Source organism: Streptomyces sp. DvalAA-14 (assembly GCF_900091855.1).
Taxonomy (GTDB): domain Bacteria; phylum Actinomycetota; class Actinomycetes; order Streptomycetales; family Streptomycetaceae; genus Actinacidiphila.
In genome coordinates this window covers 1-15905 of the sequence record NZ_FMCH01000198.1, presented here as the reverse complement: position 1 = coordinate 15905, position 15905 = coordinate 1, and the positions used below count along the sequence as shown (strand labels likewise).

Below are 15905 nucleotides of genomic sequence, written 5' to 3'. Positions count from 1 at the left end.
GCTTCCGCCGCCGCCGCGCCGCAGCGCTCGCACGGGGCAGGCCCTGGGCGGGCCCGCACGGCGCCGCAGACGCCGCAGACCTCGCTCGGCCGGCTGACCGGATCCCCGCCGTGCGACACGTCGCTCATACCCCTCATTGTGCGCCGGCTCCCGCCGCGCCCGGAACGCCCCGCCGCCCCGCCGCCCGCCGCCCCGGCCGAAGTCCTGCGGCGGGGGCAGCGGGGCAGCGCGAGCCGCGCGTCCACCGGATCAGATGTCGCGAAAGATCTCGATCTGCGCGCCGATGGTGTTCAACCGCTCCGCCAGGTCCTCGTAGCCGCGGTTGATCACGTAGACGTTGCGCAGCACCGACGTGCCCTCGGCGGCCATCATCGCCAGCAGGACGACGACCGCGGGCCGCAGGGCCGGCGGGCACATCATCTCGGCGGCGCGCCAGCGGGTGGGGCCCTCGACCAGGACGCGGTGCGGGTCGAGCAGCTTGACCTGGGCGCCGAGGCGGGTGAGTTCGGTCAGGTAGATGGCGCGGTTGTCGTAGACCCAGTCGTGAATCAGCGTGGAGCCCTGCGCGGTGGCCGCGATCGCCGCGAAGAACGGCACATTGTCGATGTTGAGGCCGGGGAACGGCATCGGGTGGATCTTGTCGATGGGGGAGCGCAGCTTGGAGGGCCGCACGGTGAGGTCGACCAGCCGGGTGCGGCCGTTGTCCGCCCGGTACTCCGGGGTCAGCTCGTGGTCGAGGCCCATCTCCTCCAGCACCGCGAGCTCGATCTCCATGAACTCGATCGGCACCCGGCGAATGGTCAGCTCCGACTCGGTGACCACGGCGGCGGCCAGCAGGCTCATCGCCTCCACCGGGTCCTCGGAGGGCGCGTAGTCCACATCGCGGTCGATGCGGGCCACGCCGTGGACGGTCAGCGTGGTGGTGCCGATGCCCTCGACCCGGACGCCCAGCTCCTCCAGGAAGAAGCACAGGTCCTGGACCATGTAGTTGGAGCTGGCGTTGCGGATGACGGTGGCGCCCTCGTAGCGGGCCGCGGCCAGCAGCGCGTTCTCGGTCACGGTGTCGCCGCGCTCGGTCAGCACGATCGGGCGGTGCGGGGTGACCTCGCGGTCCACCTCGGCGTGGTAGGAGCCGTCGGTGGCGGTGATGTCGAGGCCGAAGTGGCGCAGCGCGTTCATGTGCGGCTGGACGGTCCGGGTGCCCAGGTCGCAGCCGCCGGCGTACGGGATCTGGAAGCGGTCGGTCCGGTGCAGCAGCGGGCCGAGGAACATGATCACGCTGCGGGTGCGCCGTGCCGCGTCGGTGTCCATCGCGGCCAGGTCCAGCTCCGCGGGCGGCACGATCTCCAGGTCGTTGCCGTCGTTGATCCACCGGGTGCGCACGCCGATGCTGCCGAGCACCTCCAGGATCCGGTAGACCTCCTCGATCCTGGCCACCCGGCGCAGCGTGGTGCGGCCGGCGTTCAGCAGGGTCGCGCACAGCAGCGCCACACAGGCGTTCTTGCTCGTCTTGACGTCTATGGCACCGGACAGCCGGCGTCCGCCGACCACCCGCAAGTGCATGGGTCCCGCGTACCCCAGGGACACGATCTCGCTGTCCAGCGCCTCGCCGATGCGGGCGATCATCTCAAGGCTGATGTTCTGGTTGCCACGCTCGATACGGTTCACCGCACTCTGACTGGTGCCGAGAGCCTCCGCCAGCTGGGCCTGTGTCCAGCCACGATGCTGTCGTGCGTCCCGAATCAGCCGGCCGATACGTACCAGGTAGTCGTCGATCATATGGACGAGGCTATCTCTTATATGAGATGCGGCAACTCGGGACAGGCCAACGGTGACACAACCCGTACATTGCCCGACCGGCCCGCACATCGCACCTTCCCCGCCGGGAAGGCGCCACACCGGGAGACTACCGGGCCGGGTCACGACCGGGCCGGGGTGGTGTACTAGAGTTATCTCGACATCGAGATATCTGCCGAGGCGTACCGTCAGGTCGGCGGCAATGCGGGCAATGCGGTGGTACGCGCGAACATGCATGAAGGAGACTGTCGTGTCGGCGAACAGCTTCGACTCCCGCAGCACCTTGCAGGTGGGCGACGAGTCGTATGAGATCTTCCGGCTGGACAAGGTGGACGGCTCCGCCCGGCTGCCCTACAGCTTGAAGGTGCTGCTGGAGAATCTGCTCCGCACCGAGGACGGCGCGAACATCACCGCCGACCACATCCGGGCGATCGGCGGCTGGGACTCGCAGGCCCAGCCCAGCCAGGAGATCCAGTTCACGCCGGCCCGGGTGATCATGCAGGACTTCACCGGCGTGCCCTGCGTGGTGGACCTGGCCACCATGCGCGAGGCCGTCAAGGAACTGGGCGGCGACGCGGCCCGGATCAACCCGCTGGCGCCGGCCGAGCTGGTCATCGACCACTCGGTGATCGCCGACCGCTTCGGCACCCGTGACTCCTTCGCGCAGAACGTGGAGCTGGAGTACGGGCGCAACAAGGAGCGGTACCAGTTCCTGCGCTGGGGCCAGACCGCCTTCGACGAGTTCAAGGTGGTCCCGCCCGGCACCGGCATCGTGCACCAGGTGAACATCGAGCACCTGGCCCGGACCGTGATGGTCCGCGGCGGCCAGGCCTACCCCGACACCCTGGTCGGCACCGACTCGCACACCACAATGGTCAACGGCCTCGGCGTGCTCGGCTGGGGTGTCGGCGGCATCGAGGCCGAGGCCGCGATGCTCGGGCAGCCGGTGTCCATGCTGATCCCGCGGGTGGTCGGCTTCAAGCTCACCGGCGAGCTGCCGGCCGGCACCACCGCCACCGACCTGGTGCTGACCATCACCGAGATGCTGCGCAAGCACGGGGTGGTCGGCAAGTTCGTCGAGTTCTACGGCGAGGGCGTCGGCGCCACCTCGCTGGCCAACCGCGCCACCATCGGCAACATGTCGCCGGAGTTCGGCTCCACCGCGGCGATCTTCCCGATCGACGCCGAGACGATCAGCTACCTCACGCTGACCGGCCGCTCCGCCCAGCAGGTCGCGCTGGTCGAGGCGTACGCCAAGGAGCAGGGCCTGTGGCTGGACCCGGCCGCCGAGCCGGACTACTCCGAGAAGCTGGAGCTGGACCTGTCCACGGTGGTCCCCTCCATCGCCGGCCCCAAGCGCCCGCAGGACCGCATCGTGCTGGCGAACGCCGCCCGGCAGTTCGCCCACGACGTGCGCAACTACGTCCCGGACGACGAGGAGGCGGGCAAGGAGTCCTTCCCGGCCTCCGACTCGCCGGCCGCCGCCGACGGGGTGCCCACCAAGCCCACCCTGGTGACGGCCCCGGACGGGACCACGTACGAGCTCGACCACGGCGCCGTCACCGTCGCCGCGATCACCTCCTGCACCAACACCTCGAACCCGTACGTGATGGTCGCCGCCGCGCTGGTGGCCAAGAAGGCCGTCGAGAAGGGCCTGACCAGCAAGCCGTGGGTGAAGACCACGCTCGCCCCGGGCTCCAAGGTCGTCACCGACTACTTCGACAAGTCGGGCCTGACGCCCTACCTCGACAAGCTGGGCTTCAACCTGGTCGGCTACGGCTGCACCACCTGCATCGGCAACTCGGGCCCGCTGCCCGAGGAGGTCTCCAAGGCTGTCAACGCCGCCGACCTCGCCGTCACCTCGGTGCTGTCGGGCAACCGGAACTTCGAGGGCCGGATCAACCCGGACGTGAAGATGAACTACCTGGCCTCGCCGCCGCTGGTGGTCGCCTACGCCATCGCGGGTTCGATGAAGGTGGACATCACCCGGGACGCGCTCGGCACCGACCAGGACGGCAACGCGGTCCACCTGGCGGACATCTGGCCGTCCGAGGCCGAGGTCAACGAGGTGGTGGCCGCCTCGATCGGCCAGGACATGTTCAACCAGTCCTACCGGGACGTGTTCGCCGGCGACGAGCAGTGGCAGGCGCTGTCCATCCCCACCGGCGACACCTTCGAGTGGGACCCGCAGTCCACCTACGTCCGCAAGCCCCCGTACTTCGACGGCATGCGGATGGACCCGGAGCCGGTCACGGACATCGCCGGCGCCCGGGTGCTGGCCAAGCTGGGCGACTCGGTCACCACCGACCACATCTCCCCGGCCGGCGCCATCAAGGCCGACACGCCCGCCGGCCAGTACCTGACCGAGCACGGTGTGGAGCGCCGCGACTTCAACAGCTACGGCTCGCGCCGCGGCAACCACGAGGTCATGATCCGCGGCACCTTCGCCAACATCCGGCTGCGCAACCAGATCGCCGCGGGCACCGAGGGCGGCTTCACCCGCGACTTCACCCAGCCGGACGGGCCGGTGGCGTTCATCTACGACGCCTCGCGCCACTACATCGAGCAGGACATCCCGCTGGTGGTGCTGGCGGGCAAGGAGTACGGCTCCGGCTCGTCGCGCGACTGGGCGGCCAAGGGCACCGCGCTGCTGGGTGTCAAGGCGGTCGTGGCGGAGTCCTACGAGCGCATCCACCGCTCCAACCTGATCGGCATGGGCGTGCTGCCGCTGCAGTTCCCTGAGGGGACGTCAGCGGACACCCTGGGGCTCACCGGTGAGGAGGCGTTCACCATCACCGGGGTGACCGAGCTGAACGAGGGCCGCACCCCGCGCACGGTCAAGGTGAGCACCGACACCGGCACCGAGTTCGACGCCGTGGTGCGCATCGACACCCCAGGCGAGGCGGACTACTACCGCAACGGCGGGATCATGCAGTACGTGCTTCGGTCGTTGATCCGCAAGTAACCAGCACGTAGCATCCGGTCCGGGCGACGGGCCGCATTCCTGCCGGCCAGGGATGCGGCCCGTCCGTGTTTGTCCGGAGGTGGCCCCTCACCGGCCCTTCACTAGTTGAACGCTCGCGTCAGAGGGACTCGTTGACAATTGAATACAAGACCCGGCAGATCCTCCGACGGCGAGTCATCCCACGTTTCGGACAGGTCTCAACTCGGGAAAGCTTACTGTCCAAACCTGCAATGGATCTTGCCCTGCCGGAGAGAAGTGGACTATACCTGTCGCGTCCAAGGAACCCGCCTCGCAGCGGGACGAGGCAGGGGGAACGGCGGGCGCAGCAGCCCGGCGATACGGTGACGTACCCCCCCTCGATGGATGCACGGCATCACCTCACGCTTCATCTGTTCGCGGTCGTCGGCGGATTCCGCTGCACCGCATGAGTCCTGTTAGAAGGCGAGGACTTGAGCATGGGATCCGAATTCAACCGTCGGGATCTGGTCAAGCGTTCCGCGGCGCTCGGCCTGGTGGCCATCCCGTCGGCCGGCCTGCTGAGCGCGTGCGCGTCCAGTGGTGGCGACAGCAGTTCCAGCACGCCCACCACGCCGGCGGCCGGAGCCACGGTCGACCCGAAGAACCCGTTCGGCGTCAAGGACGCCGACCCGCTGGACGTCGTCATCTTCGACGGCGGCTACGGACACGACTACGCCACCGCGCTGGGCAAGCTCTACGAATCCCAGCACAGCGGTGCCAAGGCGAGCGTGCTGCCCACCCAGGACATCACCGGCAAGCTCCAGCCCCGCTTCAACGGCGGTACCCCGCCGGACGTCATCGACGACTCGGGCGCTCAGGCCATCAAGCTGGACGTCCTGCAGAAGAACGGTCAGCTCGCGGACCTCACCCCGCTGCTGGACGCTCCGTACCTGGACGACCCCACCAAGAAGGTCCGCGACGTGCTGCAGCCCGGCACGATCGAGACCGGCACGCTGGCCGGCAAGATGTACTCGCTGAGCTACATCTACACCGTCAGCGGACTGTGGTACTCGGGCAAGCTGTTCAAGCAGCACGGCTGGACCCCCCCGAAGACCTGGAAGGACTTCATCTCGCTCTGCGGCGAGATCAAGAAGGCCGGCATCGCGCCGTTCTGCTACCAGGGCAAGTACCCCTACTACATGAACACGCCGATCCTGGACCTGGCCGCCAAGAACGGCGGCGTCGACATCCAAAAGCGTGTCGACGCGATGGACCCGACGGTCTGGGACGACCCGGCGATCAAGAACGCCGTCGAGGCGGCCTACCAGATCGTCTCCAACAACTACCTGCTCCCCGGCACCAACGGTCTGACCCACATCGAGTCGCAGACCGCCTGGAACCAGTACAAGGCCGCCTTCATCCCGTGCGGCTCCTGGCTGGAGAACGAGCAGATGAAGGCCACCCCGGCGGACTTCGACATGCAGTTCCTGCCGATGCCCTCCCTCGACGGCGACAAGATGCCGTGGGAGGCCATCCGGGCCGGCGCCGGCGAGCCCTTCATCGTGCCGGAGAAGGCCAAGAACAAGGCCGGCGGGCTGGAGTTCCTGCGCATGATGCTGACCAAGGAGGGCTCCGGCCGGTTCGCCGCCGCCGCCAACTCGCTCACCGTGCTCCAGAACGGTGTGGGCGCCGACGTCAAGCTGCGCCCGGGCACCGCCTCCACCGTGGTGGCGATCAATGCCGCCGGGAACAACACGTTCAACTTCAACTACCCCAACACGAACAGTGTGTTCGACGTCGCCCTGCAGAACGCGACCGCCGAGCTGATGGCCAAGCGCTCCACCCCCGCACAGTGGATCGCCAAGGCCAAGACGGCCGCGTCGAAGGAAAAGAAGGCCTGACCTAACGACGTCGTGCGAGCCGCGGGGGCCGGGACACGTCCCGGTCCCCGCGGCGGCGCAGCCCCTCGATCAGGAGCAGGATCCATGCAGCATCGCAAATACCCCTTTATTGTGGGTTTTCTCATCGTTCCGCTCGTCCTGTACATCGTCTTCGTGATCTGGCCGTATCTCCAGACCTTCGGCTACTCGATGACGGACTGGCAGGGCGAGTCCCAGAGCTTCAAGTTCATCGGGTTCGACAACTACACGGCGCTCTTCCACGACGGCGTGTTCAGAACCGCGCTGTGGCACAACATCCTGCTGCTGATCTTCCTGCCGATCATCACCATCCTGCTGGCGCTCTTCTTCGCCTTCATGGTGAACGTGGGCGGCCGTGAGCGGGCGGGCGGCGTCGAGGGGGTGCGCGGCGCCGGCTTCTACAAGATCGTCTACTTCTTCCCGCAGGTGCTGTCGGTCGCGATCTTGATCGTGCTGTTCGGCGCGGTCTACCGCAGCGACTCCTCGGGCCTGCTCAACGGCGTCCTGGTCAAGGTCCATCTGGAGGACGCCAGCAACCCGATCGAGTGGCTCAACGACCCCAGCCTCGTCCTGTGGTGCCTGCTGGCCATCCAGGTCTGGGCCGGCGTCGGCTTCTACCTGGTGCTGTTCTCGGCGGCCATGCAGTCCATCCCGAAGGACATCTACGAGGCCGCGCTGCTGGACGGGGCCGGCCGCTCGCAGACCTTCTTCAAGGTGACCCTGCCCCTGCTGTGGGACAGCGTGCAGACCTCGTGGGTCTACATCTCGATCTTCGCGATGGACTTCTTCGCCCTGGTGTCGGGTCTGACCCCGGGCACCGGCTACGGCGGCGGCCCCGACCACCACAGCGAGGTGATGGCCACCTACCTGATGCGCAACTTCCAGTTCTTCGGCAAGAGCGGCTACGCCTGCGCGCAGGGCGTGATCATCATGCTGGTGACCCTGATCGTATCCGCCATCACGCTCCGGGCCTCCCGGCGCGACCGTATCGAGTTCTGAGCGGGGAAAGCACCATGACCTCACCCATCACCGAGTCGCAGGCCGGTCTGATCGACCAGGTCCCCGTACCGGGTGATCTCCGCAAGCGGAAGACGACCGACGGCGAAGGTTACGACGGGGCCGGCGGCCGGGTGCTGAACGTCTTCTCGCACGGCTTCCTGGCGCTGTGGGCGATCATGATCGTCCTCCCGCTGGCCTGGATCATCCTCAGCGCGTTCAAGAACAATGCCGAGATCGGCGCCAGCGCCTGGTCCTGGCCCTCGCACTGGAGCTTCGGCGCCTTCGGCCGGGCCTGGGACAAGGGCATCGGCGACTTCTTCCTGAACACCGTGATCGTGATGATCTTCTCGGTGCCGCTGACGATGCTGTTCGGCGCGATGGTCGCCTACGTGCTGGCCCGGTACGAGTTCCCCGGCAACAGGTTCTTCTACTACCTGTTCGTCAGCGGCGCGATGTTCCCGTACTTCCTCGCCCTCGTGCCGCTGTTCTTCATGGTGAAGAACCTGCACATGCTCAACACCTACCAGGGCCTGATCCTGGTCTACATCGCGTACTCGCTGCCGTTCACCACCTTCTTCATGCACTCCTTCTTCAAGACGCTGCCCACCGCGGTGCACGAGGCGGCGGTGCTGGACGGGGCCTCGCACACCAGGACGTTCTTCCAGGTCATGCTGCCGATGGCCAAACCCGGCCTGCTGAGCGTCGGCATCTTCAACGTGCTCGGCCAGTGGAACCAGTACATCTTGCCGGTCACCCTCATGCAGCAGCAGAGCAGCACCGACAAGGACCACTCGATGCTGGCCCAGGGCCTGGTGAACCTCGCGCTGGCGCAGGGCTACTCCGGTGACTACCCGGCACTGTTCGCCGGCATGGTCATCGCCATGCTGCCGGTCCTGGTGGTGTACCTCTCCTTCCAGCGGCAGGTGCAGGCGGGCCTGACGGCCGGCACCTTGAAGTAGACCCGGCGGTCCGGGCCCGGCGCAGCCGCCGGGCCGAGCCGAGCGGCTCCGCGAACCCGCGGAGCCGCTGTTCGGCGTTCCGGCCGATTCGCATAACGGAGTGGTTCTCCCCCTTGACGGGACATCACCCCAAACACTCAACTTAGAGTTCACATGTTGTAGACGACGGGGTCTCGCTGGTGTGATGCCGGTGTGGTGCCGTCCGTGCGGGCAGCCGGAGGCGCTCCGACTGCCGGGCAGGAGTGGATGTCGTGGAGACTCCGGGATCGCAGTCATCGCTGCACCGGGCCAACCTGGAACGCGTCGTGCGTGCCGTACGGCTCGCCGGGTCGCTGACCCAGGCCGAGATCGCCCGGAGCACGGGGCTGTCCGCCGCTACGGTGTCCAACATCGTCCGCGAACTGCGGGACAACGGAACGGTGCAGGTCACGCCGACCTCCTCGGGGGGTCGGCGGGCGCGCAGCGTGTCGCTGTCCGGGGACGCCGGGATCGTGGTGGGGGTCGATTTCGGCCACTCGCACCTGCGGGTCGCGGTCGGCAACCTGGCCCACCAGGTGCTGGCCGAGCAGTCCGAGCCGATCGACGTGGACGCCTCCGCGTCGCAGGGCTTCGACCGGGCCGAGCAACTGGTCGCCCGGCTGGTGGAGTCGACCGGTATCGGCCCGGAGAAGGTGCTCGGCGTGGGGCTCGGCGTGCCCGGCCCGATCGACGTGGAGTCCGGGACGCTCGGCTCGACCGCGATCCTGCCGGGCTGGGGCGGCATCAATCCGCGCCAGGAGCTGAGCGACCGGCTCGGCGTCCCGGTCCAGGTGGACAACGACGCCAACCTCGGCGCGCTCGGCGAGCTGGTCTGGGGCGGCGGCCGCGGGGTCAAGGACCTGGCCTACATCAAGGTGGCCAGCGGCGTCGGCGCCGGCCTGGTGATAGACGGCCGGATCTACCGCGGCCCGGGCGGCACCGCCGGTGAGATCGGCCACATCACGCTGGACGAGTCGGGTCCGGTGTGCCGCTGCGGCAACCGCGGCTGCCTGGAGACGTTCACCGCGGCGCGCTACGTGCTCGAGCTGCTGCGCGGCAGCCACGGCGACGGACTGACCGTGCCGAAGATGGTGCAGCTGGCCCGCGAGGGCGATCCGGGCTGCCGCCGGGTGATCGGGGATGTCGGACGTCACATCGGCATGGGTGTCGCCAGTCTCTGCAACATCTTGAACCCCAGCAGGATCGTGCTCGGCGGCGATCTGGCCGAGGCCGGGGAACTGGTGCTGGGTCCGATAAGGGAGTCGGTGTCGCGCTACGCCATCCCCAGCGCCGCCCAGCGGCTGTCGGTGATGCCCGGCGCGCTGGGCGCTCGCGCGGAGGTTCTGGGGGCACTCGCCCTGGTGTTGAGCGAGATGGGCGATTCGACCCTTTTGGACGGAAATGCTGCGGTTGATGAGCCCGCCTTTTCAGCATAACTGAGCGTTCACACTGCTAACGAAACGCGCCGTTGCCATCTCGTTAAGTGTTTACTTCTTGACGACACGGTGTCAGCCGGAGTTGACTCACGAGCACCTCGGCCGCGGTGTTGCGGCCCTGTCAGGGAGGCAACCTCACATGAACGCAATGACGCGTCGCTTCGCTGTCGGAACGGTAGCCGTTTCGATCGCGCTCACCATGGCCGCTTGCGGCAAGGCGGGTGACGACAAGGGGTCGAGCAACAGCAGCAGTGACAGCAAGGCCAACAAGTCGATCGGCCTGCTCCTGCCGGAGAACGCGACCACGCGCTACGAGAAGTTCGACAAGCCGCTGATCGAGGCGAAGATCAAGGAGCTGTGTGCGGACTGCACCGTCAGCTACGACAACGCCGCCGCTGACCCGCAGAAGCAGGCCCAGCAGGTCAACTCCATGATCACCAAGGGTGTCAAGGTCCTCATCCTCGACGCCCAGGACTCGGTCGGCATCAAGTCCTCCGTCGAGGCCGCCGCCGCCAAGGGCATCAAGGTCGTCGCCTACGACCGCCTCGCCGAGGGCCCCGTGTCGGCCTACGTCTCGTACGACAACGAGAAGGTCGGCGAGCTGCAGGGCCAGGCGCTGCTGGACGCGATGGGCCCCAACGCCAAGCCGTCCTCCAAGATCGTCATGATCGACGGTGACCCGGCCGACCCGAACGCCGCGCAGTTCAAGGCCGGCGCCCACAAGATCCTCGACGGCAAGGTGGACATCGCCTACGAGCAGAGCGGTCTGTGGAAGGACACCGTCGCCAACCAGAAGGTCACCGCGGCGATCACCCAGCTCGGCAAGGCCAACATCAAGGGCGTCTACTCCGCCAACGACGGGATGGCCGGCGGTATCGCCACCGCCCTGAAGGGCGCGGGCATCAGCGTGCCGCTGACCGGTCAGGACGCCGAACTCCCGGGTCTGCAGCGGATCCTGGCCGGCACCCAGACCAGCACGATCTACAAGGCCTACAAGCCTGAGGCCGACGCCACCGCCGAGATCGCGGTGGACCTGCTGACCGGCAAGGACTTCAAGTCCGTCGCCACCACCACGGCCACCAGCGCCTCCGGCCAGACCGTCCCGGCCCTGCTGATCGGCGCCACCTCGGTCACCAAGGCGAACATCAAGAGCACGGTCATCGCGGACGGTCTGTACACCACCGCCCAGCTGTGCACCGCCGAGTTCGCCAAGGCCTGCGCCGCCGCCGGCATCTCGTAGTCCCCGGCACCACCCTCCCGAATAAGCCTGTCCGGCGCCCCGCCTCAACCAACCACCCCGCTGCGAGGCGGGGTGCCGGACGGAAACACTTGTATCGGGGGATCGCAGTACCGGGGAACGGGATTACCCCTTCCCCGTTCCCCGTTCACTTGTAATCCTGTGCTTCTGCACTCCCTCCGCGGCTGTATCCAGCACGCGGCATCCCCGCCGGTCAGGCGGCGAAGGAGATGGTTCACGTGTCCGCTACGCCCGTGCTGGCGTTGCGCGGAGTCTCCAAGCGATTCGGTGCGGTCCAGGCCCTCACCGAGGTCGAGTTGGAGGTCCAGTCCGGAGAGGTTGTCGCCCTGGTGGGTGACAACGGTGCCGGCAAGTCGACGCTGGTGAAGACGATCGCCGGAGTCCACCCCATCGACGAGGGCGTCATCGAGTGGGAGGGCAGGCCGGTCACCATCAACCGGCCGCAGGACGCCCAGCACCTCGGTATCGCCACCGTCTACCAGGACCTCGCCCTGTGCGACAACCTGGACGTGGTCGGAAACCTCTACCTCGGTCGCGAGCTGCTCCGCTTCGGCAGCCTCGACGAGGTCACCATGGAAAAGCGCGCCCGCGAACTGCTGAGCACGCTGTCGATCCGGATCCCCAGCGTGCGGATACCGATCGCCAGCCTCTCCGGCGGCCAGCGCCAGGTGGTGGCCATCGCCCGCGCCCTGATCGGTGAGCCGAAGGTCGTCATCCTCGACGAACCCACCGCCGCCCTCGGTGTCGAGCAGACCGCACAGGTCCTCGACCTGGTCGAACGGCTGCGCGAGCGCGGCCTCGGCGTGATTCTGATCAGCCACAACATGGCCGACGTCAACGCCGTCGCGGACACCGTCCACGTACTGCGGCTCGGCAAGAACAACGGTTCCTTCCCGGTGAAGGGCACCACGAACGAAGAGATCATCGCCGCGATCACCGGCGCCACGGACAACGCGGTGACCCGTCGGCAGGCGCGCAACGCGGAGGCGGCCAAGTGAGCAGCGACAAGGGCACCCTGGACACGTCGACGCCGGCCGAAGAGGTACCGCCTCCCGCGGTGCAGGCCATCGACCCCCGGCTGCTGATACGCGAAGAGGGCCTCAAGGGGTACCTCACCGAGTTCAAGCGGCGGCTCAAGGGCGGCGAGCTGGGCTCGCTGCCCGTCGTGGTCGGCCTGATCATCATCTGGACGATCTTCCAGCTGAAGGACAGCCTGTTCCTCAGCTCGAACAACCTGGTGAACGTCAGCTACTTCCTGGCGGCCACCGGCATGATCGCCACCGGCCTGGTCTTCGTCCTGCTGCTGGGCGAGATCGACCTGTCGGTCGCCTCGGTCAGCGGTCTGTCGGCGGCGATCTTCGCGATTTTCGCCACCACGCACGGGATGAATCCCTGGCTGGCGGTCCTGCTGACCGTGCTGACGGGTGTCGGCATCGGCGCCATCCACGGCTTCTTCTTCGCCAAGATCGGCGTACCGGCGTTCGTCGTCACCCTGGCCGGCAACCTGGGCTGGAACGGCCTGATGCTGTGGCTGCTCGGCTCCACCGGCAGCCTCTCGATCCAGGACACCGGCCCGATGCACCTGCTGGGCCAGCGGTCGTTCTTCATGGACCAGTCGATCGCCGGCGCCTACATCCTGGCCACCGTCGGTGTCGTCGCCCTGCTCGCCAGCTCGCTGGTCGAGCAGTACCGGCGCCGCAGCGCCGGCGTCCCGTACCGTCCCACCAGCGAGATCGCGCTGCGCGTCGGCGCCCTCGCGGTGGTCGCCTACGTGGCCGCGTACGTGCTCAACAAGTCCGCCGGTGTGCCCACCGCACTGGTGATCTTCCTGGTCGCGCTGGTCATCTGCGACTTCGTGCTGCGCCGCACCACCTTCGGCCGCAAGGTCTTCGCGGTCGGTGGCGGTATCGAGGCGGCCCGCCGCGCCGGTATCAACGTGGCCATGGTCCGGATCTCGGTCTTCGCCATCTCCGGCGGCTTCGCGGCCATCGGCGGCCTGTTCCTGGCCGGCCAGACCTACACCGCCACCTTGCAGGCCGGCTCCGGCAACCTGCTGATGCTCGCCATCGCGGCGGCCGTCATCGGCGGTACCAGCCTGTTCGGCGGTCGCGGCAACGTGTGGTCCGCGCTGCTCGGCATGCTGGTCATCCAGTCCATCCAGACCGGCCTGGACCTGCTCAACATGAACACCTCCATCCAGTACATGATCACCGGCGCGGTGCTGCTGGCCGCCGTGGTCATCGACTCGGTGTCCCGCCAGACCCAGAAGACCTCCGGCCGGGCGTAGTCCCACCGGCGGCCCCACGGCGGGGCGCGCACCGCACCACCCGGACCGCCGGGCGGACCTGGACCTTCCAGGACCGCCCGGCGGTTTCGTATCCAGGCCCGCCCGGCGTGCTCCTGGGCGCGCTGCGACCCGCCCGTGACATTCGTCGCACGGGTCGGCCGACGCGCCGGTAACCGGAACATTAGACTCGTCCGAAGGCCGGACCGGCCCAAGGCGCCGGCGATGCGACAGAGGAGGAACGGGTGGCAGTGCTGACCCGTATCAACGGACCCCGTGACCTCGACCGGCTCGGCCAGGGTGAGCTGGTGGAACTGGCGGGGGAGATCCGCGCCTTCCTCGTCGACGCGGTGTCCAAGACCGGCGGGCACCTCGGCCCCAACCTCGGCGTGGTCGAGCTGACCATCGCGCTGCACCGGGTGTTCCACTCGCCGAAGGACCGGGTGCTGTTCGACACCGGACACCAGGCATATGTGCACAAACTGCTCACCGGCCGCCAGGACTTCAGCCGGCTCAAGAGCAAGGGCGGCCTGTCCGGCTACCCCTCGCGGGCCGAGTCCGAGCACGACGTGATCGAGAACAGCCACGCCTCGACCGTGCTGGGCTGGGCCGACGGCCTGGCCAAGGCCAACGAACTGCTCGGCCGCGACGACCACGTGGCCGCGGTGATCGGGGACGGCGCGCTGACCGGCGGCATGGCCTGGGAGGCGCTGAACAACATCGCCGCCGCCAAGGACCGCCCGCTGGTCGTCGTCGTCAACGACAACGAATGGTCGTACTCGCCGACCATCGGCGGCCTGGCCAACCACCTCACCACCCTGCGCACCACCGACGGCTACGAGCAGTTCCTCGCCCGCACCCGTGAAGTGCTGGAGCGCACCCCGCTCATCGGCCGGCCCCTCTACGAGACGCTGCACGGCGCCAAGAAGGGCCTGAAGGACTTCATCACCCCGCAGGGCATGTTCGAGGACCTGGGCCTGAAGTACCTCGGCCCGATCGACGGCCACGACATCGAGGCGGTGGAGTCCGCCCTGCAGCGGGCGAAGCGTTTCCGCGGCCCGGTCATCGTGCACTGCATCACCGAGAAGGGCCGCGGCTACCGCCCCGCCGAGCGCGACGAGACCGACCGCTTCCACGGCATCGGCCCGATCCACCCCGACACCGGGCTGCCGATCGCCGCGGCCGGCGCCGACTGGACCTCGGTCTTCGGCGACGAGATGCTCGAACTCGGCAAGGAACGCGCCGACATCGTGGCCATCACCGCCGCCATGCTGCACCCGGTCGGGCTGACCAAGTTCGCCGCCGCCTTCCCGCACCGGGTCTTCGACGTCGGTATCGCCGAGCAGCACGCCGCCACCTCCGCGGCGGGCCTGGCCACCGGCGGCCTGCACCCGGTGGTGGCGGTCTACGCGACCTTCCTGAACCGGGCCTTCGACCAGGTGCTGATGGATGTCGCCCTGCACAAGTGCGGCGTGACCTTCGTCCTGGACCGGGCCGGCGTCACCGGCAGCGACGGCGCCTCGCACAACGGCATGTGGGACATGTCCATCCTCCAGGTCGTCCCGGGGCTGCGCATCGCCGCCCCGCGCGACGCCGACCAGGTCCGCGCCCAGCTGCGCGAAGCGGTCGCCGTCGAGGACGCGCCCACCGTGGTCCGCTACTCCAAGGGCGCGGTCGGCCCCGCGGTCGCCGCGGTCGGCCGCATCGGCGGCATGGACCTGCTGCGGGCCCCCGCGGCCGGCACCGAGCGCCCCGACGTGCTCCTGGTCTCGGTCGGCGCGCTGGCCCCGATGTGCCTGGAGATCGCCGGGCTGCTCGACGCCCAGGGCATCACCAGCACCGTGGTGGACCCGCGCTGGGTCAAGCCGGTCGACCCGGAGCTGCCCGCCCTGGCCGCCCGGCACCGCGTGGTGGTCACCGTCGAGGACAACGGCCGGGCCGGCGGCGTCGGCGCCACCATCGCCCAGGCCCTGCGCGACGCCGAAGTGGACGTCCCGCTGCGGGACTTCGGCATCCCGCAGGAGTTCCTCGCGCACGGCTCCCGCAAGGACGTGATGGCCGCCATCGGCCTGACCGCCCCCGACATCGCCCGCCAGGTGACCGGCGTGGTCGCCACCATCGACGGCCGCTTCGCCGACGAGGCCGGCCCGCTGGGCGGCGCGGTGAGCGCGGTCCCGGCCGGCCCCGCCCTGCCCGGGCAGACCGCCGACGCGGCCGAGCCCGCCGAGGGCACCGGGCGCACCGATTCCACCGCGGAGAGCGCGCGCGACTGAGCGGCCGCCGCGGCCGGCGGGCGGTCAACCCGCCCCCGC

Annotated in this window: 10 protein-coding genes; 9 read left to right on the top strand and 1 reads right to left on the bottom strand. The window is 68.6% G+C overall.

Annotated features, from left to right (window positions below):
- Window positions 1–249 precede the first annotated feature (249 nt).
- Complete coding sequence (locus tag GA0115240_RS09960; RefSeq protein WP_093736302.1) at window positions 250–1779, bottom strand: helix-turn-helix domain-containing protein; 1530 nt, start codon at window positions 1777–1779, stop codon at window positions 250–252.
- 268 nt (window positions 1780–2047) lie between these two features.
- On the opposite strand from GA0115240_RS09960, the gene acnA reads away from it, so the two are divergent.
- The 9 genes from acnA to dxs all read left to right on the top strand — a co-directional run bounded on the left by acnA (window position 2048) and on the right by dxs (window position 15866).
- Window positions 2048–4762, top strand: coding sequence for an aconitate hydratase AcnA (gene acnA, locus GA0115240_RS09955; protein ID WP_093736301.1), 2715 nt, complete (start codon window positions 2048–2050; stop codon window positions 4760–4762).
- A gap of 455 nt (window positions 4763–5217) precedes the next feature.
- The gene (gene ngcE, locus GA0115240_RS09950) at window positions 5218–6621 is read left to right on the top strand and encodes an N-acetylglucosamine/diacetylchitobiose ABC transporter substrate-binding protein (protein ID WP_093736300.1); all 1404 of its coding nucleotides are present in this window, start codon (window positions 5218–5220) and stop codon (window positions 6619–6621) included.
- Between the two features lie 84 nt (window positions 6622–6705).
- The gene (locus GA0115240_RS09945; protein WP_093736299.1) at window positions 6706–7638 is read left to right on the top strand and encodes a carbohydrate ABC transporter permease; all 933 of its coding nucleotides are present in this window, start codon (window positions 6706–6708) and stop codon (window positions 7636–7638) included.
- Between the two features lie 14 nt (window positions 7639–7652).
- On the top strand, window positions 7653–8597 hold the full coding sequence (locus GA0115240_RS09940) for a carbohydrate ABC transporter permease (protein WP_093736298.1): 945 nt from the start codon (window positions 7653–7655) through the stop codon (window positions 8595–8597).
- 251 nt (window positions 8598–8848) lie between these two features.
- The gene (locus GA0115240_RS09935) at window positions 8849–10051 is read left to right on the top strand and encodes an ROK family transcriptional regulator (protein ID WP_093736297.1); all 1203 of its coding nucleotides are present in this window, start codon (window positions 8849–8851) and stop codon (window positions 10049–10051) included.
- A gap of 139 nt (window positions 10052–10190) precedes the next feature.
- The gene (locus tag GA0115240_RS09930; protein ID WP_093736296.1) at window positions 10191–11291 is read left to right on the top strand and encodes a sugar ABC transporter substrate-binding protein; all 1101 of its coding nucleotides are present in this window, start codon (window positions 10191–10193) and stop codon (window positions 11289–11291) included.
- A 227-nt stretch (window positions 11292–11518) separates the two neighbouring features.
- Window positions 11519–12307, top strand: a complete 789-nt coding sequence (locus GA0115240_RS09925) for an ATP-binding cassette domain-containing protein (RefSeq protein ID WP_093736295.1) — start codon at window positions 11519–11521, stop codon at window positions 12305–12307.
- Window positions 12308–12324: 17 nt separating this feature from the next.
- A complete protein-coding gene (locus tag GA0115240_RS09920; RefSeq protein WP_202451218.1) occupies window positions 12325–13596 on the top strand; it encodes a sugar ABC transporter permease in 1272 nt (423 codons plus the stop codon).
- Between the two features lie 242 nt (window positions 13597–13838).
- Entirely contained in the window at window positions 13839–15866 is a 2028-nt protein-coding gene (gene dxs / locus GA0115240_RS09915; protein WP_093736293.1) for a 1-deoxy-D-xylulose-5-phosphate synthase, read from the top strand.
- The last annotated feature ends 39 nt before the right edge of the window (window positions 15867–15905 follow it).